A 24,725-nucleotide genomic window follows, 5' to 3' on the forward strand; every position below is an offset into this window, starting at 1 on the left:
CTCATGCCCGTCCCCGCCCATTCCCAATGGCCGTCCAGTTGCCGAACTGCTCACCACAGCCCGCCCGGCGCTGCCTAGCCGTCCAGAGTCGTCCATCCACCCCGACGACAGCGGCCACGGCCCGTCCGCTGGCGTCCACCGCCAGGGCCGGGGAGCCGACGAAGAGGACACCAGAGGTGGACCACGCCGTGGACACCCCCCGCCCCGCAGGCTGCCAGGACAGGCTGGTCGTACCGGCGTCGTCGCGTTTCATCAGCACCGTCCCGCCGGGATCCCGGGGAACCGCCGCCGCGGCTACCGGCCCGAAGCCGCCCTGCCCGTCGAGGCTCGCCGGGTTGACCGGCCAGCCACCGCCGACCCGCTGCCGCAACGCCATCACCCGACCGCTCTCCGCCTCGCGGAACACCAGCAGCAACCGGCCCCCGGGCTCCTGCAGGACGGTCAACGGACCCGCCGGGGCCGGAACGGACAACGTCGATGGCCGCTCGAACGGCCCGTCGACTGTGGCCTGGCGCCAGTGCAGCACCGCCCTGTCGGTGCCCGCGAACAGCTCGATGCGACCGTCGGCGGCGCTCGTGGCCGCCAGTCCCTCCTGCACGACACTGCCGCCGAGGTCGCCCCAGGGGCCCCAGGTATCCGGACCGGTCTGCGCCCGGCTGCTCACGCCGCGCCCGAAGTTACGGACGAACACCTGCACTCGACCGTCGGCACCGACAGCGGCGACCGGCATGCCCATCTCCAGCCGCCGCACCTCCGCGTCGACGGCGCCGTCCGCCGGATTACCCAGTTCCACCCAGGGGCCGAACGGTCCGCCCGGCTCTGACTCCACAGTGGTCACCAGAACGCGCCGGTGTCCCTCCCGCGCCGGGTCCAGCACCTGTCGGACACCGAAAAGGTGGATCCGACCGTCGGCGCCCGGAAGCGCGTACAGGTGCGGCACCAGCCCTGCCCCGTCGACCAGATCGGGCCCACGCCAATTCCCGCTGCCGGGTCGGGTTTCCCGCCACACCGCCGCCCGGTCCCCGAGCACCGCGAACGCGGCGAGCCGCCCGTCGGCCTGTCGGCGCAGCCAGGATGCGCTCCCGGGATAGCGGGGATGGGTGCTCTGCCCGTAACCGGGCACGTGACCCTGGTCGCCGACCTGGTAGTCGCCGCAACCCACCGGGTCCCCGCAGTCCCGGGGGACACCGCCGTAGATGTCCAGCAGTGCCTTCTTCGCGGCGAACGCCCCCGGCCCAAGGTTCCGCGGCCAGTGCCGGTTGTAGTAGCCCCGGTAGCTCTCCCGCAGGACCGGCCGCCCGCCGGCCTGTTCGTAGCGTCGTACCGCCTCAAGGGCGAAGTACGCGCTGGCCGTGTGCGTGAGGTGGTCGGAGTACGCGATCCGCCCGCTGGCGGCGTCGTAGGTCTTGTGGTCCGGATCGGGGTCGAGCAGCCGCACGACGGTCGGCTCGACCTCCCGCAGCAGCGCCGTCAACGCGGTGAGCAGTTGCTCCCGGTCGTACTCGCCGACGGCCTCCAACGGGCTGCCCGTCGGCCGTAGGGCCGGCAGGGCAGCCAGGCGTCCCTCCCACAGCACGCTGAGCCACCGGGGCGGCTCGTCCGCGACGGCGTCCTGCGTCCGCAGGTTGAAGAAGACCAGCCGCACGGCCGGCGCGTCGACCAGGGTGGCGATCTCCACCGGCACGCCACCCGCCAGCACCTGGGCGACCCGTGACCAGGCGGCCCGCCGGTCGCCGAGAGCCATCTGCGCGTACGCCGCCCGGATGCCGTTCTGGCGAGCCGCAGCGTAACCGGCGAAATCGACCGGAACGGCATGGCGATCGGGCTGGTTCTGGGGAGCGTTGCGGCCGTCTGCCTCGCTGGCAGTGAGATAGACCGCGGTGACCGGGGAACCGCTGCCAATCGCCTGCTGCACGGCGGGGTTGAGAAAGAAGAGGTCGTCGTCGGGGTGCGCGACGACCTGGAGGTAAGCCGCAGGATGGCGTGCCGACGTGGGGACGGACCGGCCGCCACCGTGTCTCAACCAGAACAACGCGTTACCCCCGGCCTGGGAGAGCGACGACGGCGGTCGCCGCGAGACGGTGTGGAACGGGGCGCGGTAACCATGTCAGGCCTTCTCCCACGGGCTGGGCACCGGGAAGTAGGTGTCCAGAAAGGGCGTGAGGACCGCGAGCTGAGCGGTCAGGTCCTCCTCGGACGAAAACGCGTCGTTCAGACAGAAGACGTGCCGGTCCCGACGGGCCAGCAGGTGCGCGAGTCGCGCTGGAGTGTCGGGGTGGGACAACTCGGCGATGGCGTACTCCAACTCGCCAGGCACGGCGCGACCGGTGTGGAACGCGTAGTAGTGGTGCAACGACGAGGCGATCGAGATGTCCGTCATGCCGCGGAACCGGCTGGCGGCGGTCCCGTGGTGCGGCAACGGGAACTCCTGCTCGATCTCGTACAGAACGCTGCGCCGAAGCGCGTGCGGCATGTGCTTCATCTTCTGGTTGAGCACGGTTCCGAAGCGTTCGGCGATCAGTGCCCGATTGTTCTTCCCGGCTACCGACGACGGGATGTCCTCGGCGCTCGGGGCACCGGGCGGCACCAGCGCCGGCGACGGGAAGAAGCGGGAGATGCCGTTGGCCAGGAAGAAATCCTGGGGGAGCACCTCGGTACCGAGGAAGACGTCGTCGTTGAAGTACAGGAAGTGCTCGGAGAGGCCGTCGAGGTGGTGCAGCTGGCTCTCAATCGCGTGCGAGTTGTAGGTGGGCAGCACCGACGGGTCCGTGAAGATCTCCCGGTGGCTGACCACGCGGATCCCCGGTGCGGACAGCTCCAACCAGTTGGGCACCTGGTCGTCGGTCACCAGGTAGATGTGTCGCACCCAGGGCGCGAACAGGTGTACCGACCGCAGCGAGTAGCGGAGTTCGTCGCGGCTGAGGAACCGAGCCGGGCTCGCTGCCTCGGCGTGGTAAGGAATCCCGGTCACGTCGGCGCGCCGACGCAGCCAGTCCGGGTCCGTGCCGTCCACCCAGGTGTAGACGACGTCAATGGGGAAGGACACGTCCTCGGGGCGCCGCCCCGCGAACTCCTGCCGGCTGCGAGCGGTCGCGCTGGCGGTCGGCGGCACCAGGCCGGTGAACAACGACTCGGGCACGAGGACCGGAGGCGACGACACCTGGACCTGCTCCGCCACCGGGTTACGACGCGGGGCGACGAGCGTGTCCCCCTGCCGGGTCCAGAACTCGACGTCGCAGCCGTACGCCAGCCCCAGCACCAGCCGGTGCCGGGAGTCCGTCCAGTACCAGGTCAGCCGCACGACCGGGGCGTCCGCAACCCGGTCCCACGTCTTCGGCTCGAAGCCCGCGGCCGGGGGCCGCTCACCGCTGCTTCGGGGCACGGAGACGTAGCCGGGCACCCGTCCGCAGGCCGCCGCGAGCGCGGCGTACACCCGGCCGCGGTCAGCGGCGTCGACGGCGACCACCGACGCCCGGTGTGACCGCCCGCGGACGCGGAAGTACTCCACGCCAGCCTCGTCGAGCGCCGCGGTCACGGCCGTCAGATTCGCCGTCCGGGCCCGCAGCGGCGTGACGGCTGGGTCGACTCGGGCGATCCGCGACGCGCGGTCGGCCGTCACGACCGCCCGGTCGCCACCGGCGAGCAGTTCCGGCTGCCGCCGAGCCAGCCGCTCGCCCCGGCGCCCCGCCACCTGGGCGTCCCGGGACGCCCGGGCGACCCACTGCTTCAGCTGGTGGCGCGCTCGCGGACTCACCTTCGTCGCGATGGCACGACGGGTCTGCGCGCTCAACACCCGGCGGTAGACATCGACGAGCCCCGACGGCTCAGCGAGCGCCCGTGGCGGCTCCGACGACGACGGCTGGGGTGCGGGGCGAACCAAACTGGGCTCCACTAGGGATGGTGTACGGGAAACACTGGCTGGGGCGGCGCAGTCGGGTCAGCCGTCCGGCCTCGTCACGACGGCCTTGAAGTCGGTGACCGTGTTGACCATGTTGTTCGGCAGGGTCGGCGCATCAATGGGGGCGGCGCGACGGGGCCCCGGGACCGGCCGGAAGGAGCTACGCCACAGGGCGGTGGCCCCCAACCGCCTGCGCTCGGCGACCACGTCGTCGGGCAGCTCGAAGGGCGCCGGGAAGGGCAGGTAGCGCGGCAGGAAGTCAGCCAGCATCTTCTCCTGCTCCTCGATCGCCCGGGAATCGGAGTCGGTGTCGTTGAGGCAGAACACTTCACGGTGCCGGCGGGCCAGCAGTTCCGCGAGGCGGGCCGGGGTCGAGGGGTGACCGAGGTCCGCGTACTCGTACTCGATGTCGGCAGGCACCGCCTGGCCGATCAGGTACGCCCAGTACTGATGCAGCGAGGAGGGGATGGACAGGTCGCCGTGGTGGCGGAAGCGGTGCCGGGCCGTCGCCAGCACGTCCGTCGACAACATGCCCTCGATCTGCTGCATGATGCTGCGCCGCAACGCGAAAGGCGTGTGCTTCATCTTCTGGGTGATGGTGACGCCGAACTGCCGCTGGATATGCCGGCGGTTGTTCTTGCCGGCGGCGTTCACCGGTGGGTCGCTGGGCTTCGCCTCGCCCAGCCCGAACTGCGCCCGCGAGAGAAAGAACTTGGCGATCCCGTTGGCGTGGAAGAAGTGCGTCGGCAGCAGTGGCCGGCCCAGAAAGACGTCGTCGTTGAGGTAGAGGAAGTGTTCGGCCAGACCGTCGATGCGGTGCAGCCGGGACTCGATGGCGTGTGAGTTGAACGACGAGCGCCCGCCGAGGTCCGCGAAGAGTTCGGCGTGCGAGACGACGGTGACCATCGGTTGGTTCGGATCGAGCCAGCTGGGCAGCTGACTGTCGGTGATCAGGAAGATCCGGCGTAGCCACGGCGCGAAGCTGTGCAACGAGCGCATCGAATACCGCAGCTCGTCCCGGTTGTGGTAGCGCGAGGTGTTCGCCGCGATCGCGTGCAGGGGACCATCGGGAGTGCCGAGCGCGGCCATCTTGCGCTTCAGCCATTCGGGATCCGACCCGTCCACCCAGGTGTAGACGGCGTCGATCGGGAAGCCCACCCGGTCCGGGGCCCGGACCGTGAGATCGCGGCGGGTGCGGTAGGTGTGATCGTCCGCCTCCGGAACGAAGTGGCTGATCAGTGCTGCGGCGACCCGGACCTTCTCCGCCTCGGCGGGTGCTTCGTCGATCACCGCGTTGTGCCGGGGAGCGCGAACAACGTCGCCGTGCCGAGTCCAGAACTCGATCTCGCAAGCGAACTGCGCACCGAGGACGACGCCCGCCCGCGCGTCGGTCACCGGGAACCAAATCTGGAACACCTCGGCCGGGGCCGCGTCCGGCCGGTCCCGACCGGGCTGGACGTTGACCACCCGGACGTGTGCGCCGGACAGCGCCGGCGCGGACCGGACCAGGCGACCCACCGCCGGCCGCTGATCGTCGAGGACCGCGACCGAGCTACGCAGGTAGTCGTCGTTGCGCAGGCAGTGGTAGTCGATGCCGGCCGCCTCCAGGGCGGCGGTGACGGCCGTGAGGTTGCGGTGCCACAGCTGCAACGGAGTGGCCGTGGCGACCACCTCGGCCTGGATCCGGACGCCACCGTCGGGAACGCTCACCCGGGCACCCACCGGATGCACGGTGTCGGTGCCGCGCGGCCGCGAGAAGGCGTGCACCAGGCCGATCCTGCGGTGCGCGGGCAGCAGACCCAACAGGCGACGCCGCGCCGGTGAGGGCAGGAGTCGGTAGATCTTCAGGGCGATCATGCGGCGGGCCGTCCGCTCGGGACGACCGCCTCGTCGGCAGCCATCACCGTCAGCCCTGCTGGTCGGTAGCGGCTTGAAACTCGTCGCGCGCTGACTCGAGACACACTTGTGCAGCCATCACTGCATGCCCTTTCACAGGTCCCCCGTCGGCACTGCGTGGCGATCTGTGCCGTCCGCGCGCTGCGCTGTCGCGGTCTGTCGGCTGGCACCGATCTCCGGGCCGGCACGCGCTCTCCCAATTGCCGGGAAAGGGTGGCCGCCGCAGGTGGCCCGGAGCAGTAGGTTCACCCGCAGGCCATCAAACAACCATAGGATCGATTCCTGGCCCACAGGAGATCGTCACGTAAAGATGGTCTGCGCCGATTCGCCGGAAGAATCCTGGCCGTTCAGGCGGTACGACCACACCGGTACGGCCGGCTGAACCTGTCCTCGCGTTTCTCCCCAGCCGACCGTGGAACCGGTAATGCGGTCCTCGGGGCCGCACCGCGACCTGGCAGAGTGGCGGGGTGACCGAGACCGAGCCCGCCGCGACCCGGGTGCTGCACCCGCCGGCCGGCTACCGGCTTGCCGCGTCGGTTCGGGCGCTCACCTTCAGCCCGTACGACCCGTGCGCCCGTGTCGCCGCCGGCACCTTCTGGTGGGCCACCCGCACTCCGGACGGACCGGCCACCCTCGCCCTTCGGCCAGCCAACGGCGAGCTGGTGGCCGAGGGCTACGGGCCGGGTGCCGAGCACGTGCTGGCCCGCGCGGACGCGATCGCGGGGCTCCGCGACGACCTGACCGGGTTCGCCGAGCTGGCCGCGGCGCACCCCCTGGTCGCCCGGCTGGCCCGGGAGCATCGCGGGCTGCGGATGCCGGCCACCGGACAGGTCTTCCCCCGGCTGCTGCGCGCGGTCTTCGAGCAGAAGGTCACCGGCAAGGAGGCGTACCGGGCGTACTCGGCGACCGTGCGGCACTTCCGCGAGCCGGCGCCCGGTCCGCTGCAACCGCTGCTGCTGCCGCCCGAGGCCGCCGCGGTGGCCGCCACCCCGTACTGGGTGTTCCACCCGTTCGGGGTCGAGCAGCGCCGCGCCGACACGCTGCGCCGCGTAGCCGCGCTCGCCGACCGGTTGGAGCGCTGCGCCGACGCCGCCGAGGCCACCCGCCGGCTGACCGCCGTCGCCGGCATCGGGCCGTGGACCGCCGCCGAGGTGGTCCGGACCGCCTACGGCGACCCGGACGCGGTCAGCGTCGGCGACTACCACATCCCGAACACGGTGGCCTGGGCGCTCGCCGGCGAGCCACGGGGTGACGACGCTCGGATGCTGGCCCTGCTGGAGCCGTTCCGGGGCCACCGGGGCCGGGTGTGCCTGCTGCTGGAGGCCGCCGGCATCCAGGCGCCGAAGTACGGTCCCCGCGCCCCGATCCGCTCGTTCGCCCGGTTCTGAGCAGCCGGCGGTCCTGAGCAGCCGGCTGGTCAGCGGCCCGCGCAGAGCCGGCGCAGGGTGCGGCCGAGCCACCAGGCGTACGTGTGCTGCACGGCCTGCACGGCCGGGCCGGCGGCGCGGGTCAACCAGCGGTCCGGGCGGCTGAACGCCCGCACCTCGAACCAGACCGCGCCGGCGTCGTCGCGGCCGACCACGAACGCCTCCTCGCCGCGCTCCGGATGCCCGGGCAGGGTGCCGTAGCCGAAGCCGGCGAGACCCGGCGACTCCTCGCTCCAGACCACCCGGCAGGGCCCCCAGATGCGGGCCGGACCGACACCCAGGCCGGCTGTCACCAGCACGCCCTCGGTGGCGCGCGGGGCGTCGGTCCGCATCCGGACCCCGGCGGCGCGGTGCAGCCGCCAGCTCAGCACCGCCTCGGCCGCGACCTCGAAACAGCCGGCCGGCAGCGGGTACCGGTGGCGCAGGTGGTGGTACCCGCCGGGCAGCGACCCGTGCCGGGTCCGGCCCACCTCCGGGTACGTCAGCTCGGCCACCGCTCCCCCTCGACCTCGTCCGGACACGCGTCAGGGTACGGCCGGCCCGGGCGGGCCGCCGGTCGAGGACGGCGAGGGCTGTGGTGTGCTGCCCGGATGAGCGTCGAGGCGAGCATCGTCCCGGCCGGTGTCGCGGACGCCGGCGAGATCCTCACCGTGCAGCGCGCCGCGTACCTGACCGAGGCGCAGCACTACACCGATCCGTTCCTGCCGCCGTTGACCGAGACACTGGACGAGGTCAGGGCGGTGTTGACCGGCCCGACCACCGTGCTCGCCGCCCGGCTGGGGCACCGGCTGGTCGGCTCCGTGCGGGCCCACCTCGACGGGGACACCGCACACGTCGGGCGGCTGTCGGTCGCCCCGGACCAGCAGGGGCGGGGCGTCGGGGGTCGGCTGCTCGCCGCGATCGAGGCGGCCTGCCCGCCCTCGGTGGCCCTGTTCACCCTGTTCACCGGCGCGGACAGCGCCCGCAACGTTCGGCTGTACCAACGGCACGGCTACCGGATCGTGGCGCACCGGCCGGACCCGAACGGCATCCGGTTGGCCGTACTGGAGAAGCCGGCGGTCAGCCCAGCTCACTCCGACGCTTGAGCCCGTCGGCCTCCAGCCGCAGGTAGCGGCGGAGCAGACCGCCGTACAGCCAGCCGACCGGCCCGGCCAGCGGCCCGGACTGCGCGATGGCCAGCTCGACCCGGGTACGCCCGTCGGGCAGCGGCAGCAACCGGTGTTCCGCCCGGGTCCGCACGCCGGGGGCCTCGGAGACCCAGGTGAAGTCGCGCCCCTCGGTCAGCTCGGTGACCCGCCACACCGCCGGCCGCAGCTTCGGCTGCGTCAACCGCGCGGTCGCGCCGACGGTGAGCGGCCCCGGCTCTCCCCGTTCGATCTGGCTCACCGAGGCCGTCCACTCGGGCCACCACTGTACGTCGATCAGCACCGCCCACACCCGCTGGGCGTCGGCGGCGATCTCCGTACCGGCTTCGAACCGCATCGCGTCTCCTCCCCGGCGGCGCCGCCCGGCGACACCGCGCCATGGAGACGAGGCTGCCCGACGGATAGTGACCCGGGCAACCACTGGCCGGCCATGCTGCGGAAGCGCCGCCGGGAATCAGGCGGCTTCGCGCAGGTCGGCCAGGGTGAGCGGGGTACGCCGACGCAGCAGCTCCGCCAACTCCGGCACCGACCCGACCTCGCCGAGCACGTTCTTGCCGCCGCCGAACTGCTCCGGGTAGCGACGGACCAGCCGGTACCGGTAGCGGCCCCGGATCAGCTCGACGCTCACCCGCCACCGCCCGCAGCAGTCACAGACCCACTCGGACACCTCGCGAAACTAGCTCTGACCTGCGGCTATCTGATTCGCCCGGTCGGGACGAGCGGCGCGCGGGCGGACACGCCACCCCGGCACCCACGGTGATCTGCCTCACGACTGTCGGCACCGTCTGATTGACTGGTCGCCGTGGACCTGCCGATCAACCCTCCGGTCGAGCCGATGCTGGCCAAGAGCGTCCCCAAGCTGCCCACCGCGCCCGGCGTGACCTACGAGCCCAAGTGGGACGGGTTCCGGTGCATCGTGTTCCGCGACGGCGACGAGGTGGAGCTGGCCAGCCGCGGCGGCAAGTCGATGACCCGCTACTTCCCCGAGGTGGTCGAACAGGCCCGCCGACAGCTACCCGAGCGGTGCGTGGTCGACGGGGAGCTGATCGTGATCCGGCGGGACGGCCCGGGCGGCCAGCCCCGGCTGGATTTCGAGCTGCTGGCCCAGCGCATCCACCCGGCCGCGTCCCGGGTGAAGCTGCTGGCCGAGACCACCCCGGCCGACTTCGTCGCCTTCGACCTGCTGGCCATCGGCGACGAGGCCCTGGTCGGCCAGCCCTACCCACGCCGCCGGGAGCGGTTGGTGGAGGCGCTGTCCGGGGTGCGCCCGCCCGTGCACGTCACCCAGGTGACCACCGACCCGGAGACCGCCCGCCGGTGGTTCGACGTCTTCGAGGGCGCCGGGCTGGACGGGCTGATCGTCAAGCCGGCCGACCTGCCGTACGAGCCGGGTAAGCGGCTGATGTTCAAGGTCAAGCACGCCCGCACCGCGGACGCGGTGGTGGCCGGCTTCCGCTGGCACAAGTCCGGCCCGGTGGTCGGCTCGCTGCTGCTCGGCCTCTACGACGACGCGGGGGTGCTGCACCACGTGGGGGTGAGCGCCTCGTTCAGCATGGCCCGGCGGGCCGAGCTGCTCGACGAGCTGGCGCCCTACCGGGACACCGGCGGCGAGCACCCGTGGGTGCACGGTGACCACGAGCGCGGCCAGCGCATCCCGGGCGGGGTGAGCCGGTGGACCGGCACGAAGAACCTGGAGTGGGAGCCGCTGCGCCCGGAGCTGGTGGTCGAGGTGGGTTACGACGCGATGGAGGGCGAACGGTTCCGGCACACCGCCCAGTTCGTCCGGTGGCGGCCGGACCGCGATCCTCGCTCGTGCCGCTACGACCAGCTCGAGCGCCCGATCCGCTTCGATGTGGACCAGGTGCTGCGCGGCGACCCGGCGGCCACCGTGGACCAGGCCGCCACCGGCCCCGCGTAGCCTGGCCGTCGACTCGACTCCGGAGGACCACGTGACCCGCACCGCCGACCAGCCTCGAATGGCGACCAGTCGCCGGGTCCGTCGCACTCTCGCCGGCTTCGCCGTGGCCGCGCTGCTCACCGCCGGCTGCACCCTGCCGGCGTTCGCGCCACGCACCGAGGTGGAGGGCGAGGCGGCGCCAACCGGCAGCTCCCCGACCTGGCGAGCCTGCCCGGAGGTGGCCGACGAGTTGGTCGGGCGGGGCGCACCGGACATGCGCTACGAGTGCACCCGGATCGCCGTCCCGCGCGACTGGGGCACCGGCGGCGGGGCGACCGCCGGCCCGGGCGCGGGGCAGACCTTCGAGATCGCCCTGCTGCGCGCCCGATCCACCAAGCAACGGGACCGGATCGGCTCGCTGGTGATCAACCCGGGTGGTCCCGGTGGCTCCGGCGTCGACACCGCCGTCTACCTCTCCTTCGGCACCCAGTTCGGTGGGCTGCCCACCACGATCACCGAACGCTTCGACATCGTCGGCTTCGACCCGCGCGGGGTGGCCCGGTCCAGCCCGGTCAAGTGCATCTCCGACGCCGACCTGGACGCCAGCTTCGGCTACGACCCGGATCCGACCAGCCAGTCGGCGTTCGACGGCTTCGTGGGGCTGAGCCAGCGGATCGGGCGCGGCTGCGGCGACCGGTACGGCGACCAGTTGCCGCTGTACGGCAGCGAGCAGGCCGCCCGGGACATGGACGCGGTCCGCGCCGCCGTCGGCGACGACAAGCTCACCTACCTGGGCTACTCGTACGGCACCCTGCTCGGCGCCGTCTACGCCCAGCTCTACCCGCAGCGGGTGCGGGCGCTGGTGCTCGACGGCGCGGTCGACCCGCAGCAGCGGCTGGTGGCCGGCTCGGAGAGCCAGGCCCGCGGCTTCGAGCGGGCCTTCGACAACTTCACCCGCTGGTGCGCCGCGACCGCCGACCGCTGCCCGATCGCACCGGACGCGCGCGCCGCCGTCACCACGGCCATCGACAAGGCCAGGGTCTCGCCGGTCCGCGGCGACGACGGGCGGGAGGCGTCTCCCGGCTGGGTCTTCTACGCGGTCATCTCCTCGCTCTACACCGAGTCCGGCTGGCAGGAGCTGGCCCGGGCGATCGACCGGCTGGCCGAGGGTGACCCGAAGGACGTGTTCCGGCTCGCCGACGCGTACGCGGGGCGGGAGAGCGACGGGCACTACTCGAACCTGTTCGACGCCAACCTCGCCATCAACTGCGCCGACGAGACGGAGAAGCCGAGCCGGGCCCAGATCCGCCAGTTGCAGTCACAGTGGCGCACGAAGTATCCGCTGTTCGGGCCGGCGCTGGCGGTCGGCATGCTGAGCTGCGTCGAGTGGCCGGGCGGGCGGGACCCGTACCCGACCGGCCGGGCCAACGGCGCGCCGCCCATCGTGGTGGTCGGCACCACCGGCGATCCTGCGACGCCCTACGAGCAGACCCCCCGGCTCGCCTCGATGCTGGGCGTCGGTCGGGTGCTCACCTGGGAAGGCGAGGGCCACACCGCCTACCCGCAGACCTCCTGCATCACCGCGGCGGTGGACGCCTACCTGATCGACCTGACCGTCCCCAGGGACGGGCTACGCTGCCCGGCTCGGTGACCGGCCGGGTCGGCGGCAGCGGCGGCAGCTCGATGCCCTGCCGGGCGGCCAACTCCTCCAGCAGCGCCCGCATCCGCCGCACGTCGGTCTTGAGCTGCTCCTGCTCCTCGTGCACGAAGGCGTCGTCATCGACGATGAGCCGGCTGGCGAAGTGCGCGGTGATCAGCGGGATCACCAGCAACACCATGGTCGAGATGAGCAGCGCGGCGAGCGTCCGGCCCGCCCAGGTGGTCGGCGAGATGTCGCCGTACCCGACGGTGGACGCGGTCACCACCGCCCACCAGACGGCGTCGGCAGGGCTGCGCTGCTCGACCTCGCCGTAGATGACCCCCGCCACCACGATCATCAGCAGGTACGACGTGATCAGCGTGCGGGGTGAGTTCGCGAACCACACCAACGCCCGGTAGATCCACCGGAACGGCAGGAACAGAAGGTCCATGCCGCCCTATGCTGCCCCCTCCCGGCAAGTGGCACCGACCCATCCGCCGACGTCACTGTGCCAGGCTCAGCGGCATGACCGACATGATCTACCGCGAGGCGGTACGGGCCGACCTGCCCGCCGTCATCGCCCTGCTCGCCGACGACGTCCTCGGCAAGGCCCGTGACTTCACCGAGGTCGACGAGGCGTACGAGCGGGCGTTCGCGGACATCAGCGCCGACCCGCGCAACCAGCTGATCGTCGCCGAGCAGGGCGGCGAGCTGGTCGGCTGCCTCCAGATCACCTACATCCCCGGACTCGGCCGGCACGGCGCCGAGCGGTCCCTGATCGAGTCGGTCCGGGTCCGGTCCGACCGGCGCGGCCAGGGGCTGGGCCGGGAGCTGATGACCTGGGCCATCGACCAGGCCCGGCAGCGCGGCTGTGCGCTGGTGCAGCTCACCACGGACAAGATTCGCCAGGACGCACACCGCTTCTACCTGGGCCTCGGTTTCGTGGCGAGCCACGAGGGCATGAAGCTCGCCCTCTGACCGCCCGCCGACGGCGCCAGCCCGTCGATGACGTCGACCCGCCGGTGGCGTCGGCCCGTCGATGACGTCGACCCGTCGGTGGCGTCGACCCGTCGGTGGCGTCGACCCGTCGGCTGCCTCTGACCCCATCACGCCCCGAGGTCCCCAGGTGCCCCTCGATGCCTGTCGAGCTGCCCCAGATCTGGGGCAGCGAACCGCATCGACGGCGAGCTTCCACACCCCCGCACCCGAACACCCCGTGACCCACATCCGGAACTGCGAACAAGCCGACGGCGGCGCCCCACCCAGGCTCCTCACCTGGGCTCCCTCACCTGGGCTCCCGTGCCAGCGCCTTCCGTGCCCGCCCCTTCCGTGCCCACGCCTCCCGTGCCCGCGACTTCCGTGCCCGCGACTTCCGCGGTCCATATATGGGGCAGCTCGACAGGGAGCGAACATGCCCCTGCCGGTCGCCTCTCGCCGAGCCCGTAGCCCACGGTGCCCACGGCCCGTGGCCCACGGCTCACCGCCCACGGCTCACGGCTCGCGGCTCACCGCCCACGGCCCCACGCGCACCGCTCACGGCTCACGGCTCACGGCCCACGGCCATGGGTCGAGGGCAGCGGTCAGCCGTCGACCAGGCGGCCGTCGCGAAGGTTGAGCACCCGGTCGGCGAGGTCGATCAGGGCAGGGTCGTGCGTGGCCACCAGCGCCGTCATGCCTCGGGCGTGCACCACCGCGCGCAGCAGATCCATGATGGACCGACCGGTCTCCGAGTCGAGCTGGCCGGTTGGCTCGTCGGCGATGAGCAGGTCCGGCTCGTTGGCCAGTGCGCGGGCCACCGCGACCCGCTGCTGCTGCCCGCCGGAGAGCTCGTACGGGCGCTGCGCCGCGTGCCCGCCCAGGCCGACCAGCTCCAGCAACACTGCGACCCGCTGTTCCCGCTCGGCCGCCGGCACCTGGGCCAGCCGCAGTGGTACGCCCACATTCTCGGCGGCGGAGAGGATCGGCACCAGCCCGAACGTCTGGAACACGAACCCGACGGTGCCCCGGCGCAGCTTCAGCAGCTCCGCCTCGCCGGCCGCGGTCACCTCGTGCCCAGCCACCACCACCTGGCCGCTGTCCGGCCGGTCCAGCCCGCCGATCAGGTTCAGCAGCGTGGTCTTGCCGGCGCCGGAGCGGCCCCGGATGGCGACCAACTCGCCGCGGTCTGCGCCGAACGAGACGTCCCGCACCGCGTGCACGGCGTGCTCGCCCCGGCCGAAGGTCCGGCTCACGCCGCTGACCCGGACCACCTCACCGGGGACCGCCCCGGCCTGGGCCAGCCCGCCAGCCCCGGCTGGGCCGGTCACCACCATGTCCCGACGGCTCACGCCCGCCCCTCCTGCCCATCCGAGGCCCGGTCACCGGGCCGTACCTGCACATGGTCCGGCTCGAGATCGAGCCGGACCCGCTCCCGCATCGCCAACGCGTCGACGAAGGCGGCCGGCAGCTGCATCCGACCGTTCCGGTCCAGCACCGCGTACTCCTCGCTGACCAGTTCGGTGCTGCCGTCCGCGCCGACCCGCGCGGTCCGGCGTACCTCGGAGGCGGTCCGGCCGTCGCGGATCGCGACGGTCCGGCGGACCTGCGTGGCCACGGCTTGGTCGTGGGTGACCACCACGATGGTCACGCCCAGCTCGGCGTTGATGGTGCGCAGCGCCGCGAAGACCTCCGCACCGGTCGCCTCGTCCAACTCGCCGGTCGGCTCGTCAGCGAAGAGCACCTCCGGGTCGTTGGCCACCGCCACCGCCACCGCGCACCGCTGCTGCTCGCCGCCGCTGAGCTGCCCCGGCCGCCGATCCGCGCAGTAGCCCACGCCGACCAGGTCGAGCAGCTCCCGGGCCCGCTCCCGGCGGGCCCGCCGGGAGCGCTTGCCGGCCAACTGCATCGGCAGCTCGACGTTCTCCAGCGCCGTGAGGTACGGCAGCAGGTTGCGGCCGGTCTGCTGCCAGACGAACCCGACCAGCTCCCGCCGGTAGCTCAGCCGCCGCTTGGCGGACAGCGAGAGCAGGTCGTAGTCGGCCACCCGGGCGATGCCGGCGGTCGGGGTGTCCAGGCCGGACAGGATATTGAGCAGCGTCGACTTGCCCGAGCCGGAGGCACCCACGATCGCGACCAGCTCACCCCGGTCGATGACCAGGTCGAGCCCCTGCAGGGCGACCACCTCCACCCCCTCGGTCTTGAAGATGCGCACGAGGCCGTCGCAGACGATGTGCCCGCGCAGCCGGTCCTGGCCGCCGGCCCGCTCGGCGGCGCGCTGCGCGGCCCGCTGTTGCAGGGCGGCCAGGTCGGGCGCCACGGGAACCTGGGCAGTAGCGGTCATCTCAGCTCTCCTCTCCGAGCCGGAGCACCTCACCGAGGCGCAGCCGGCGGTTGTTCAGGGCCTCGACGGCGACCGCGAAGCCGAGGGCGACCGCCCCGAGCGCGAGCACGGCGGCGACCAGACCGGGCTCGAAGGCCACCCGGACCGGGACACCACTGGTGAACGCGGACAGGCCGAGCACCGGGTTGAGCAGGAGGGGCAGCGCCGCCCCGACCAGCGCGCCGGTCAGCACCGACACCCCGACCAGCGGGGTCAGCTCGACCAGCAGCAGCCCTCGCCACTGCCGACGGGACAGGCCAAGGGTGCGCAGCCGGGACAGCACCTGGCCCCGGGCCCGCGCGCCGGCCAGCACGGTGAACGCGATGGCCAGCAACCCGAGCACGGTGCCACCGACGGCGCCGGCCACGAACCCGAAGGCCAGCACCCCGTTCGCGCCGCCGTCAGCCAACTCCTGTCGGACGTCCGCCCGGGTGGAGACCGTCACCCCGCTCGGCCTTTCCCGACCGGTCACCGCCCCGGTCTGCTGGTAGCGCAGCTGCCCCTGGTCACCGGCCTGGCGCAGCACCTCCGCGTCCAGCCGGTCTCCGGCGACCAGCACGCTGGTCGGTACGGGCGTGGTGTTCCGCTCGGGCAGCGCCTGCCAGGGCAGGATGACGAACCGGCTGCTGTTCTCCGGCAGCAGCGGGAAGCTCTCCGCGGTGTCAGCCACCCGGAACTCGTACCGCTGGCCCTGCACGGAAGCGAAGGCGGAGCCGTCCAGCCCGGCGCGGGCCAGGTCAGCGGCGATCGCCGGGGAGACGACCGCGGGCAGCGGCCCCGGTTCGGCCCGGGCGGTGAGCAGCGCGGGTGACATCGGCAGGTCCACACCGGACTCCCGCGTCACCGTGGCCAACCCCGGGGCGTCGACCAACAGCACGGCCACCTGCCCGATCCGGGCGTCGGTGCCGATCTCGTCGGCAGCCAGCCGGTCAGCCGGCTCGTTCAGCACCCGGGTTGCGGCCCGTACCCCGGGCAGGCGGCCCAGCTCGTCGATGGTGTCCGGGGCGAACCGTTCACCCCGGATCAGCGCGTCGGCCGGGACCGCCTGCTCGGCGGCCCGGTCCCGGCTCGCGTCGACGCCGGCGGCGACCACCGCGCAGAACGCCGCGGTTCCGATCGCCAGCACCACGACGACCAGTGGGGCGGCGACGGCGGACCGGCCGGCTCGCGCGGTGCCGAGGAAGGTCACACTGCCCCGGGTCCGCGCGGCCAGCCGGCTGACCAACAACAACGGCCAGGGGTACGCGCGCAGCGCGAGCACCGCCGCGGCGATCGCGAACAGCACGGGCACCGACACCAGCAACGGGTCCACCTCGCCGAGGGTGAGTCCGCGCCGGCGCAGCAGCACCGTGGCAAGTCCGGCCAACAGCAGCAGGAAGACCTCGACGGTGAGCCGGCGGGCCGAGGGCCGTACCCGGATCAGGTCCCAGCGGGCGGCCCCGCCGGCCGGCACGGCCAGCGTGGCCATCGGCAGTGCCAGGGTGACCAGCACGGCCGCCGCGATGACGTACGGCGCGGTCGGGTCCGGGGTGCCGGGGACCAGGGTGCCCAGCCACCAGCCCAGGACGGCGGCGACCGGTACCACCAGCAGCGACTCGGCGAGGCTGCGTCGGGCGCCGGTGGTGGCCGCGCCACCACGGGCGCGCAGCAGGGCGAACTCCGAGCGGCGGCGCCGGGCGGCGAGGATGGCCGCGAGTACGACGAGCCCGGCCAGGGTGGCCAGCACCCCGGCCGAGATCACCGCCAGCAGGGTCCGGGCGGCGTCCACCTGTGCGGCGAACGCGCGCAGCGGAACGTCGGCGCCCTGGATCAGCGTGAGATTCGGATCGGCTTCGCGTTGCAGCTGTTGCAGGCCGTCGATCAACTGGTCGAGCTGGCGTGCGTCGATCCGGTCGATGCCGAGCCGGTAACGCCAGTCGGAACGCACCGGCCAACCCGCCGCGGCCCGCTTGTCGATGGTCACCTCGGCGACCACACCCACGGCGATGAACGGTTCGCCGTCCCCGCGCGGACTGATGACCTGCAGCAGCGATGGCAGCGCGTCCCAGATGCCGCCCGCCCGGTCGACCGGGCGGAACAGCCCGACCACCACCATCGGGGCCGGCTCGGTGATACCGGTCTTGGTGGGTGTGCCGATCTGCAGTTGGCTGCCGGCCCGCAGGTTCAGCTTGCGGGCCACGTCGGCGTCGAGCGCCACCTCGGTCGGCCGGTCGGGGACGTACGTCTCGTTCGGCCACGTCCCCTCGACGAGGGTGCCGGCATCCTGGACGCCAGGCATGGCACGCAGGCCCAGGTCGACCAGCAGGTTGCGCGCCTTCAGGTCGGGGCCGACCACTCGGGTCGGCGCGGCGTCCACGCTGTACCACCGCTCGGCCACCGCCGAGCGCACCGGCGCCGGCATCTTCTCGGCCATGGCCTCGAACTGCCTGCGGGCGTCGCCCATGATTTTCGTGGACGGGGCGGTCATTACCCCGGAGGTGTACGAGATGTCCCGGCGCGCGGCCGGCTCGCTGGTCAACTGCGCCCGCAGGCCCTGTTCGGCGAGCCGGTTGACGAGCCGGGGCACGCCGCTGACCAGCAGCGTGACCACCAGCGTCAGCACCGCCAGGAGCAGGAACTGCCCGCCGTACGCCCGGACTCGCCGGACGGCCGCACCGATGCTCATCGGGTACTCCCCCGTCGCGCCCGGTCACCGGGTCGCACGTCGCGCCCGCTCATCGTTCTCCCCCGATCCGCAACTGCACCGCCGCCACCCGCTGCCGGATGCCGGTGGCGATGAACGCGCTGAAGGCGAGCGCCGCCAGCAGCAGGCCGACCGCTGTCGCGCCGATCGGCACCCAGGGCAGCTCGAACGTCGCCGGGGGCACCGGCCGGCCGGCGGCCGGGGTGAGGATGACCAGCGGAGCCATGGTTGCCCCCACCGCGGCGCCGAGCAGCAGCCCGACCCCCACGCCGATGCCGGCCAGGAAGGTCTGTTCGGCCAGCAACGCCCGGGCCAGCAGCCGGGGCGTGGCGCCGAGGGTGTGCAGCACCGCGAACTCACTCAGCCGGCGCCGGGCGGTGGCCCACACGTCGACCATGAGGCCGACCAGGGCGAGCAGCACCGCACCGAGCGCCGCGGCGAGCATTCCGGTACGCGACCCGCGCCAGTACGGGTCCTCGGCGGACGACTCGATCACCGCCTCGCGGGCGAGCACGGTGACAGCGGGCAACTCGCTGGCGGCGCGGGCGGCGGCCGTCGCGTCGTCGGTGCCGATCCACCACTCCGGTACTGGTCGCACGATGCCGCCGTTTCGAATCAGCGCGTCGACCGCAGCGGGCAGGTCCAGCAGGATGCCCTCACCGGTGGTGGCCGGCACGGCGGTCACCTCACCAACCAGCTTGACCGGCAGCGTCGCTCCGGACAGCGTCAGGTTGATGGTGTCGCCGATGCCGAGGCTCAGCGTGTCGCGTACCTGCGGGGTCATCAGCACCGGTATGGCCGGGCTCTGCCCGGCGGGCACGATGGCGAACCGGGTGTCCGGCTGGTAGGCGAACTGCCCGCCGGGAATCAACGCCACCGGGTGGAATTCGGAGAACCCGGTGGCGGTGGTCCGTACCGGCGAGGGTCGCTCGTCGCCGGCCACCATGACCCAGTCACCGGTCAGTCCGGCGGGCCGGGTGGTGCCGTCCGCACCGACCACGGTCAACCCGTCCACCTGGAGCCGGTAGGACGTGCCGACCGCCGGCCCGCCGTCGGCTTCGAAGCCGGCCAGCCGCAGCCGTGCCCCGTCGACGTCGGGCAGTCGCACGGTGAACGGGGTGATCCGGCCGTCGCTGTCGGCGTCGGCCACCGGGAGCCGCAGGGCGAGCCCGTCGGAGCTGGTGACCAGCAGCGTCACCGCGATCTGGAGCGGCCGGGTTGCCCCCTCCACCGGGGTACGGACCGTGCCGGTGATCTCGCGGGCGTCCGCGGGCAGTTCGACGCCGGCGGGGGCACCCCGGGCCCGCACCATCTGCTGGTAGAGCTGCGGCACCGGCTCGTCGGCCAGCTGGTCGCCGAGCCGTACGACGCCGGCGGCGCTGGCGGCGTCGAGGCCGATCACGGTCACCGGCAGGTCCTTCCGGCCGACCCGCACCTCGTCGCGCCACACCGGCAGCGCCCGTTCCACGCCAGGCAGGGCGGCGAGCTGACCGACCCGGGTCGGCGGGCCGGAACCAGCCCGCTCGGTCACCCGCAGGTCGGCGCCGACCGTGTGACCGGCCTGCTCGGCCTGGGACCGCTCCCCCGTGCTGATCAGCGACCAGGCCAGGGTGCTGCCACCGACGGCGAGCGCGAGCAGCAGCACCGGGCCAGCGTGCGGACGCCGGCCGGCCTGCCACATGCCCAACATGGTGGCCGTCCAGGGGCGTCGGTCGACGAACCGTTCGGCGAACCGGGTGAGCGGCGGGAGCACCCGCAGCGCCAGCACGGCGCCGGCCAGCACGCCGAGCGTCGGAGCGGCGATCAGCAGCGGGTCGATCCCGAGCCGGCCACCCGAACCGGCCAGCGGAGAGGCGTACCGGCGCAGTTGCACCCAGGCGAGCAGTGCCAGCGCCACCAGCACCAGGTCGACGCTGGCCCGCTGGACGCTCGCCGCCCGGTTCGGCCGGGACCGGGCGGCCATGTCGGCCACGTACGTGCCGGAGCCGCGCAGCGTCGGAGCGACCATGGCCACCAGGCAGCCGGCCGCGGTGGCGGCGGCAGCCGCCCAGACCAGGGTGGTGTTGCCGCCTGCGGTGGAGAGTTCCGCCGCCCCGCCCGGCCGGACGTACCGCAGCGCCTCCACGGCGATCAGTGGCCCGAGCAGGGCGGCCGGGGCGACCACCAGGGCCGCCTCGCGGGCGGCCAGGCCGGCCAACTGCCGGCGGGCGGCGCCACGGGCGCGCAGCAGCGCGGTCTGCGCGCGGCGGTCCTCGTGCAGCAGTGCGGCGACCAGCACCAGCGCGTACCCGCCGAGCACCAGGATGAGCAGTAGTGGGGTGGCCAGCGCGGAGCGGCCCACCAGGTCGGCTCGGGCCATCCGGTCCAGCAGCCGATCCATCCGGGTCAGCGTCTGCCCCGACGCGCCCAGGTTGGCGGCCTCGGGCACCGCCGTGGCGGCCTCCGTCATGGCCGTCCGCACGGCGGGCAGGTCGGCGGCGTCGACGCCCGCGAGGTCCGGTTCGGCCAGCCAGGACGCCGACACCGAGCCCGGGAAGGTGGCCGCGAAGTCGGCCGGGTCCAGCACGAACGGCCCGTACGAGGTGGCCGAGCCGGCGCTGCCCGCACCCACCCCGGGGGCCAGCAGCCAGTACGCCTCGGCAGGATCGCGGGGCCGCCAGGTACCGGCGAGCACCACCTGGCTGGCCCGCTCGATGGACCGGTCGCGCACCGGGATCGGTTCGCCGGTGGTCAGGCCCAGCGCGGTGGCGACCCGTTCCGGCAGGCTCACCTGGATCGGGTTCGCGCCGGGGCGGGGCCACGCCCCGCTGGTCAGCTCGGCGTGCGCGGCCAGGTCTTCGAGGGTTGCCAGGTTGGCGAAGACCGGTTCGTCGCCGGGACGGGGCACCGACCCGAGGTCGCCGGTCAACTCCCGGCCGGTTCCGTACCGGGCCGCGGCAACGGTGACCGGCACCCCGGCGAGCCCGTCGGCGAACTCGTCCCGGACCGCCTTGTCGCGGGTGGCGAACTCGGCGGCGTCGCGCCCGCCGGAGCCATTGACCAGCAGGCCGCGCTCCTCGGCCGGCGAGGCCGCCACCAGCGCCCGCTGCCCGGCGTCCACCGCGCGGCGGTTGTAGTCGGACAGGCCGGTGACCAACGCGACGGCAACCAGGGCGGCGATCACCGCGGCCACCAGCAGACCCCGTGCCTCGCGGGCCCGCCTCCACACCAGCTTCATCGACGCCTCCCCTGGCCCTGACGGGCCGACGACCTTCAAGACAGGTCATCCCCCGGGAAAGGTTCGCGCCCGTTACTTGATCGTTACTCCGAGGAGAGTCAGCTCCAGCTCGACCCGTCCGGTCGGCGCGGTGTCAGCGGACTACAGACGCTTACGCATCTGAATCGCGGTGACCTCGTAGCCCATCTGCTCGTACAGGTCACGGGCGCCGAAATTGAAACCGAAGACACTCAAGCCCACGGACACGACGCCCCACTCCCGGCACAACTGCTCCGCGGCCTGCATGATCGCTCGACCGTAGCCCTTGCGGCGCAGGTCCGATTCCACGTAGAAGTCGTAGCCGAAAGCGTGCAGACCGTCGGACTTTCGTTCGAGGTGCAGCCACAGCATGCCGATCTCGACATCGCCCTCGTAGGCGGTCCAGAGATGATGACCCTCCGTCGCCAAGCCGCCGGGCAGAAGTCGGTCATAGTCCTGGCGCGACTTCTCCTGCGCCTCCGGCAACGGCACCGCGCCGGAAGCTGCGATGTCGTGCGCATAGCTGATTTCCGCTCGATGCCGATACTGCAGGTACTGCTCCTCGGTCATCGGTACGAGTTCCAGTGCCGCCATGCCGGCACGCTATGCCACCCGCGCTCACCACGCAGGCCCCGGACACCGCACCATCGCCGACGTCGAGTCGATCATGAGCAGGTAGGGCGCCGGGGGATCAGCTGATCCCCGGCGCCCTTCCCCACAAGCCGGCTGGCCGATCCGGGACGGCTATTCGCAGCCCAGGGCCCCTCGGTACCCGGCGGGAAACTCTCCGGCGGCCACCTTGTCGGCGGTCTCCCAGAACACCTCCGGCCAGTCACCCTCGTCGTTCATCTGGTGCAGCACCTTCCATTTGTGGCTGCTGCGCAGCGCGTCAGCGGCCCGCTGAAGCGCGGCGGCGTCGCCGGCCTGCTTCGCGCGCAGCCACTCCGCGATCCACCCGCAGCCGACCCGGCTGGTCAGCGCGGCGCCGAACTGGTAGGCGTCGTTCGTGCCGAGGCCGGTCAGGGCTGCTGTGTCGAAGCCCGGCGGGAGCGGCACGTCGGCGAGCACCTTGGCCGCCTGCTCGTCCACCCGATCCGGGGTGACGATCTCCGCCGGAAGCGCGGCCAGCCACGTACGGGCGTCGACGCGGACCACGTCGGCGAGAACCCGATCGAACTCGCTTCGCGTCCAGGCGCTCCCGGTACGCAGTTCGACGAAGGACCCGTCGCGGGGCCGGAGCATGACCGCGAAGTCGCTCGCGCTGTAGCGGAACAGGTCGCCCGGCCAGCGGTCGACCGTCACCTGCTCCGGTTTGCTGACGTGCAGCCGATCCTTGTGGTAGCCGTCGTACTGGTCGGCCGGGTACCAGTTCATCTGCAACCGCTGCCCGTCGTTGCTGAACTCGATGGTGCCCTCCTTCTCGGTGAACCCGTAGACGGTGGTGGCCTTCCAGCCAGGCTGGTCGATCAACAGCCGTGGGTTCTCCTCGGCCGCCTTGAGGACCATGGCGGAGTAGGAGGTTGGTTTCGTCGCCTCGGAGGTGGGACTGGTGTCCGGGGATGCTTCGCGGCCTCCCGGCTGATCGACATTCATGATCGAGACGGTGAGGACAATGGCGAGAACGGCGGCCGCGACACCGGCGCTGGCGAGGCCGCTCATCATGGTTCGACGCGCCCGTGAGGGCTTGCCCGGCGGTTCGGCGACGGTCTCGAGGGTCGGCGCGGACATGATCTCCTCCAGGAGGTGCTGTGCGGCCCCGTCGAGGTGAGTGATGACATCGGGTCGGTACGGGTCGGCGTCTCGGACCATCCGGTCGAGCTGCTCGTCGGTCATCTGCCCTCCTCCGGGGCTCGTGCGGCCATGACGTCGAGTACATGTCCGGGTGGGCCGAGGTCGTCACCGACGAGACTTCGCAACCGGGCCCGGGCACGCGACAGCCGGGTGCGGACCGCAGCCGGGCTCACGTGCAGAACCACGGCGGCCTCGCGTGGCTCCAGGCCCTCCCAGAAGGTCAGCATCAACACCTCCCGGTCCAACTCGCCCAGCCTGGCCAGCGCGGCCTGGACCGTGAGCCGTTCCGGCACCTCGCTGCCCGGGTCGACGGCGACCGCGGCCCTGAGCCGTTGCCGCAACCGTTCACCCAGCCGTCCCCGGCGCACTCCGCCGCGGTGGTGGTTGGCCAGCACCCGTCGGGCCACGCCGTGCAACCACAGCCGGACCTCGGCCTCCGGCGGCATCTCACGGCTGCGCCGCCAGGCGACGAGGAAGGTCTCGGCGACCACGTCAGCCGCGTCTTCGGGCTGCTCGACGCGCCGCATGGCGTACGCCAGCAGCGGCTCGAAGTTGACCGCGTAGATGCGACGGAAGCGGTCCTCGTGCTCAGTCCCGGAGGTCACGTCTACTCCATGTCCGGTCGAGCGCCCGTCGTGACGGGTCCGATCCAGAAATCGCGACGCGCGTCGGGGCCGGTGTCGACCGCCAGCGTCAGGTGCTGTCGCCGGGCGTGCGCTTGGCGCGGCTGGGCTGGACCCGCTTGGGCTCGCCGGGCATCTTCGGGTGGTCCGGCGGGTACGGCAGGTCGCCCTGGCCGGCGGCGGCGTCCCGCTCGGCCCACTCCAGCAGCGGGGTGATGTCCCACGGGGCGTCGTCGATGCCGGCATGCGGGTCGCCCCGCTCGGTGAGCCGGGCCGGGACGCTGCGCAGGTCGAAGTCGTCCGGCTCGACGTCGGGCAGCTCATCCCAGGTGACCGGGGTGGAGACGGTGGCCCGCGCGTTGGCCCGCAGGGAGTACGCGCAGGCGATGGTGCGGTCCCGGGCCATCTGGTTGTAGTCGACGAAGACCCGGTTGCCGCGCTCCTCCTTCCACCAGGCGGTGGTGACCAGAGCGGGGTGGCGGCGCTCCACCTCCCGGGCCAGCGCGATGGTGGCGCGGCGCACCTCGGTGAACGTCCAGCGGGGTTGGATCCGCAGGTAGACGTGCACGCCCCGGCCGCCGGAGGTTTTCGGCCAGCCGGTGGCACCCAACTCGTCGAGGACCGCGCGGACCTCCGCGGCGGCCCGCGCCGCGTCGGCGAAGTCGGTGCCGGGCTGCGGGTCCAGGTCGATGCGCAGCTCGTCGGGCTGGTCGACGTCGGCGGCGCGCACCGGCCACGGGTGGAACACGATGGTGCCCATCTGCGCCGCCCAGGCCACGTGCGCCAGGTCGGCCGGGCAGAGCTCCGCCGCGCTCCGGCCGCTCGGGAAGGTGATCTCCGCGGTGGAGATCCAGGGCGGTACGCCCCGGGTGGGCACCCGCTTCTGGAAGAACATCTCGCCCTCGACGCCCTCGGGAAAGCGTTGCAGCGTGGTGGGCCGGTCCCGCAGGGCGCGCATGATGCCGTCGCCGACCGCGAGGTAGTAGTGGAAGACGTCCGCCTTGGTGAAGCCCCGCTGCGGGAAGATCACCCGATCCGGACTGCTCAGCCGTACGGTGTGCCCAGCCACCTCGACCTCGGCGACCGCTGCCTTGGTGCCACCCATCCCGCGACCTTATGCCACAGCCCCGACG

At 72.8% G+C, this 24,725-nt stretch carries 20 protein-coding genes; 5 read left to right on the forward strand and 15 right to left on the reverse strand.

The window, feature by feature from the left end; genetic code table 11:
• Position 1 precedes the first annotated feature (1 nt).
• The 3 genes from ACFY29_RS22795 to ACFY29_RS22805 form a co-directional block, all read right to left on the reverse strand.
• Positions 2 to 2,032 carry a PIG-L family deacetylase gene (locus ACFY29_RS22795; protein WP_386989331.1) on the reverse strand — a complete coding sequence of 677 codons (2,031 nt, stop codon included), beginning with the start codon at positions 2,030 to 2,032 and terminating at the stop codon, positions 2 to 4.
• A 75-nt stretch (positions 2,033 to 2,107) separates the two neighbouring features.
• Complete coding sequence (locus ACFY29_RS22800) at positions 2,108 to 3,754, reverse strand: stealth family protein (RefSeq protein WP_386989334.1); 1,647 nt, start codon at positions 3,752 to 3,754, stop codon at positions 2,108 to 2,110.
• A 183-nt stretch (positions 3,755 to 3,937) separates the two neighbouring features.
• The gene (locus ACFY29_RS22805) at positions 3,938 to 5,755 is read right to left on the reverse strand and encodes a stealth family protein (RefSeq protein ID WP_386989335.1); all 1,818 of its coding nucleotides are present in this window, start codon (positions 5,753 to 5,755) and stop codon (positions 3,938 to 3,940) included.
• Positions 5,756 to 6,261: 506 nt separating this feature from the next.
• Here ACFY29_RS22805 and ACFY29_RS22810 point away from each other — a divergent pair.
• Positions 6,262 to 7,182 (forward strand): DNA-3-methyladenine glycosylase family protein, encoded by a 921-nt coding sequence (locus ACFY29_RS22810; RefSeq protein ID WP_386989337.1) that lies wholly within the window; start codon positions 6,262 to 6,264, stop codon positions 7,180 to 7,182.
• A gap of 29 nt (positions 7,183 to 7,211) precedes the next feature.
• On the opposite strand, the gene ACFY29_RS22815 is transcribed toward ACFY29_RS22810, so the two are convergent.
• Positions 7,212 to 7,715 carry a DUF1990 domain-containing protein gene (locus ACFY29_RS22815; RefSeq protein ID WP_328425017.1) on the reverse strand — a complete coding sequence of 168 codons (504 nt, stop codon included), beginning with the start codon at positions 7,713 to 7,715 and terminating at the stop codon, positions 7,212 to 7,214.
• A gap of 96 nt (positions 7,716 to 7,811) precedes the next feature.
• Here ACFY29_RS22815 and ACFY29_RS22820 point away from each other — a divergent pair, with 96 nt between their 5' ends.
• The gene (locus ACFY29_RS22820) at positions 7,812 to 8,306 is read left to right on the forward strand and encodes a GNAT family N-acetyltransferase (RefSeq protein ID WP_386989341.1); all 495 of its coding nucleotides are present in this window, start codon (positions 7,812 to 7,814) and stop codon (positions 8,304 to 8,306) included.
• Here ACFY29_RS22820 and ACFY29_RS22825 read toward each other — a convergent pair.
• Positions 8,281 to 8,703 (reverse strand): SRPBCC family protein, encoded by a 423-nt coding sequence (locus ACFY29_RS22825; protein WP_386989344.1) that lies wholly within the window; start codon positions 8,701 to 8,703, stop codon positions 8,281 to 8,283. The two genes, ACFY29_RS22820 and ACFY29_RS22825, sit on opposite strands and share 26 nt — an antisense overlap.
• Before the next feature lie 117 nt (positions 8,704 to 8,820).
• Positions 8,821 to 9,033 (reverse strand): hypothetical protein, encoded by a 213-nt coding sequence (locus tag ACFY29_RS22830; protein WP_328425011.1) that lies wholly within the window; start codon positions 9,031 to 9,033, stop codon positions 8,821 to 8,823.
• A 135-nt stretch (positions 9,034 to 9,168) separates the two neighbouring features.
• Here ACFY29_RS22830 and ACFY29_RS22835 point away from each other — a divergent pair, with 135 nt between their 5' ends.
• Complete coding sequence (locus ACFY29_RS22835; RefSeq protein ID WP_386989347.1) at positions 9,169 to 10,284, forward strand: ATP-dependent DNA ligase; 1,116 nt, start codon at positions 9,169 to 9,171, stop codon at positions 10,282 to 10,284.
• Between the two features lie 58 nt (positions 10,285 to 10,342).
• A complete protein-coding gene (locus ACFY29_RS22840; RefSeq protein WP_386989915.1) occupies positions 10,343 to 11,914 on the forward strand; it encodes an alpha/beta hydrolase in 1,572 nt (523 codons plus the stop codon).
• Here ACFY29_RS22840 and ACFY29_RS22845 read toward each other — a convergent pair.
• Entirely contained in the window at positions 11,841 to 12,353 is a 513-nt protein-coding gene (locus ACFY29_RS22845; RefSeq protein ID WP_386989350.1) for a potassium channel family protein, read from the reverse strand. The genes ACFY29_RS22840 and ACFY29_RS22845 overlap by 74 nt on opposite strands.
• 74 nt (positions 12,354 to 12,427) lie before the next feature.
• Between ACFY29_RS22845 and ACFY29_RS22850 the strand changes: the two genes are divergently transcribed.
• Positions 12,428 to 12,880 carry a GNAT family N-acetyltransferase gene (locus tag ACFY29_RS22850; RefSeq protein ID WP_386989352.1) on the forward strand — a complete coding sequence of 151 codons (453 nt, stop codon included), beginning with the start codon at positions 12,428 to 12,430 and terminating at the stop codon, positions 12,878 to 12,880.
• A gap of 602 nt (positions 12,881 to 13,482) precedes the next feature.
• Here ACFY29_RS22850 and ACFY29_RS22855 read toward each other — a convergent pair.
• From ACFY29_RS22855 to ligD, 8 genes are all read right to left on the reverse strand, one after another.
• Positions 13,483 to 14,214, reverse strand: a complete 732-nt coding sequence (locus ACFY29_RS22855; RefSeq protein ID WP_386989917.1) for an ABC transporter ATP-binding protein — start codon at positions 14,212 to 14,214, stop codon at positions 13,483 to 13,485.
• 11 nt (positions 14,215 to 14,225) lie between these two features.
• A complete protein-coding gene (locus ACFY29_RS22860; protein WP_328425003.1) occupies positions 14,226 to 15,221 on the reverse strand; it encodes an ABC transporter ATP-binding protein in 996 nt (331 codons plus the stop codon).
• A 1-nt stretch (position 15,222) separates the two neighbouring features.
• A complete protein-coding gene (locus ACFY29_RS22865; protein ID WP_386989354.1) occupies positions 15,223 to 17,925 on the reverse strand; it encodes an FtsX-like permease family protein in 2,703 nt (900 codons plus the stop codon).
• Positions 17,926 to 17,974: 49 nt separating this feature from the next.
• Complete coding sequence (locus tag ACFY29_RS22870; protein WP_386989356.1) at positions 17,975 to 21,160, reverse strand: FtsX-like permease family protein; 3,186 nt, start codon at positions 21,158 to 21,160, stop codon at positions 17,975 to 17,977.
• 141 nt (positions 21,161 to 21,301) lie between these two features.
• A complete protein-coding gene (locus ACFY29_RS22875; RefSeq protein ID WP_386989359.1) occupies positions 21,302 to 21,772 on the reverse strand; it encodes a GNAT family N-acetyltransferase in 471 nt (156 codons plus the stop codon).
• A gap of 150 nt (positions 21,773 to 21,922) precedes the next feature.
• Positions 21,923 to 23,011: a hypothetical protein gene (locus ACFY29_RS22880; protein WP_386989362.1), complete on the reverse strand. Its 1,089-nt coding sequence runs from the start codon at positions 23,009 to 23,011 to the stop codon at positions 21,923 to 21,925.
• Complete coding sequence (locus ACFY29_RS22885) at positions 23,008 to 23,574, reverse strand: RNA polymerase sigma factor (RefSeq protein WP_386989365.1); 567 nt, start codon at positions 23,572 to 23,574, stop codon at positions 23,008 to 23,010. The genes ACFY29_RS22880 and ACFY29_RS22885 overlap by 4 nt, the downstream gene beginning before the upstream one ends.
• Positions 23,575 to 23,662: 88 nt before the next feature.
• Entirely contained in the window at positions 23,663 to 24,697 is a 1,035-nt protein-coding gene (ligD, locus tag ACFY29_RS22890) for a non-homologous end-joining DNA ligase (RefSeq protein ID WP_386989367.1), read from the reverse strand.
• Positions 24,698 to 24,725 lie beyond the last annotated feature (28 nt).

The sequence above is a fragment of the Micromonospora sp. NPDC000668 genome, assembly GCF_042897975.1.
In the GTDB taxonomy this organism is placed as follows: Bacteria; Actinomycetota; Actinomycetes; order Mycobacteriales; family Micromonosporaceae; genus Micromonospora.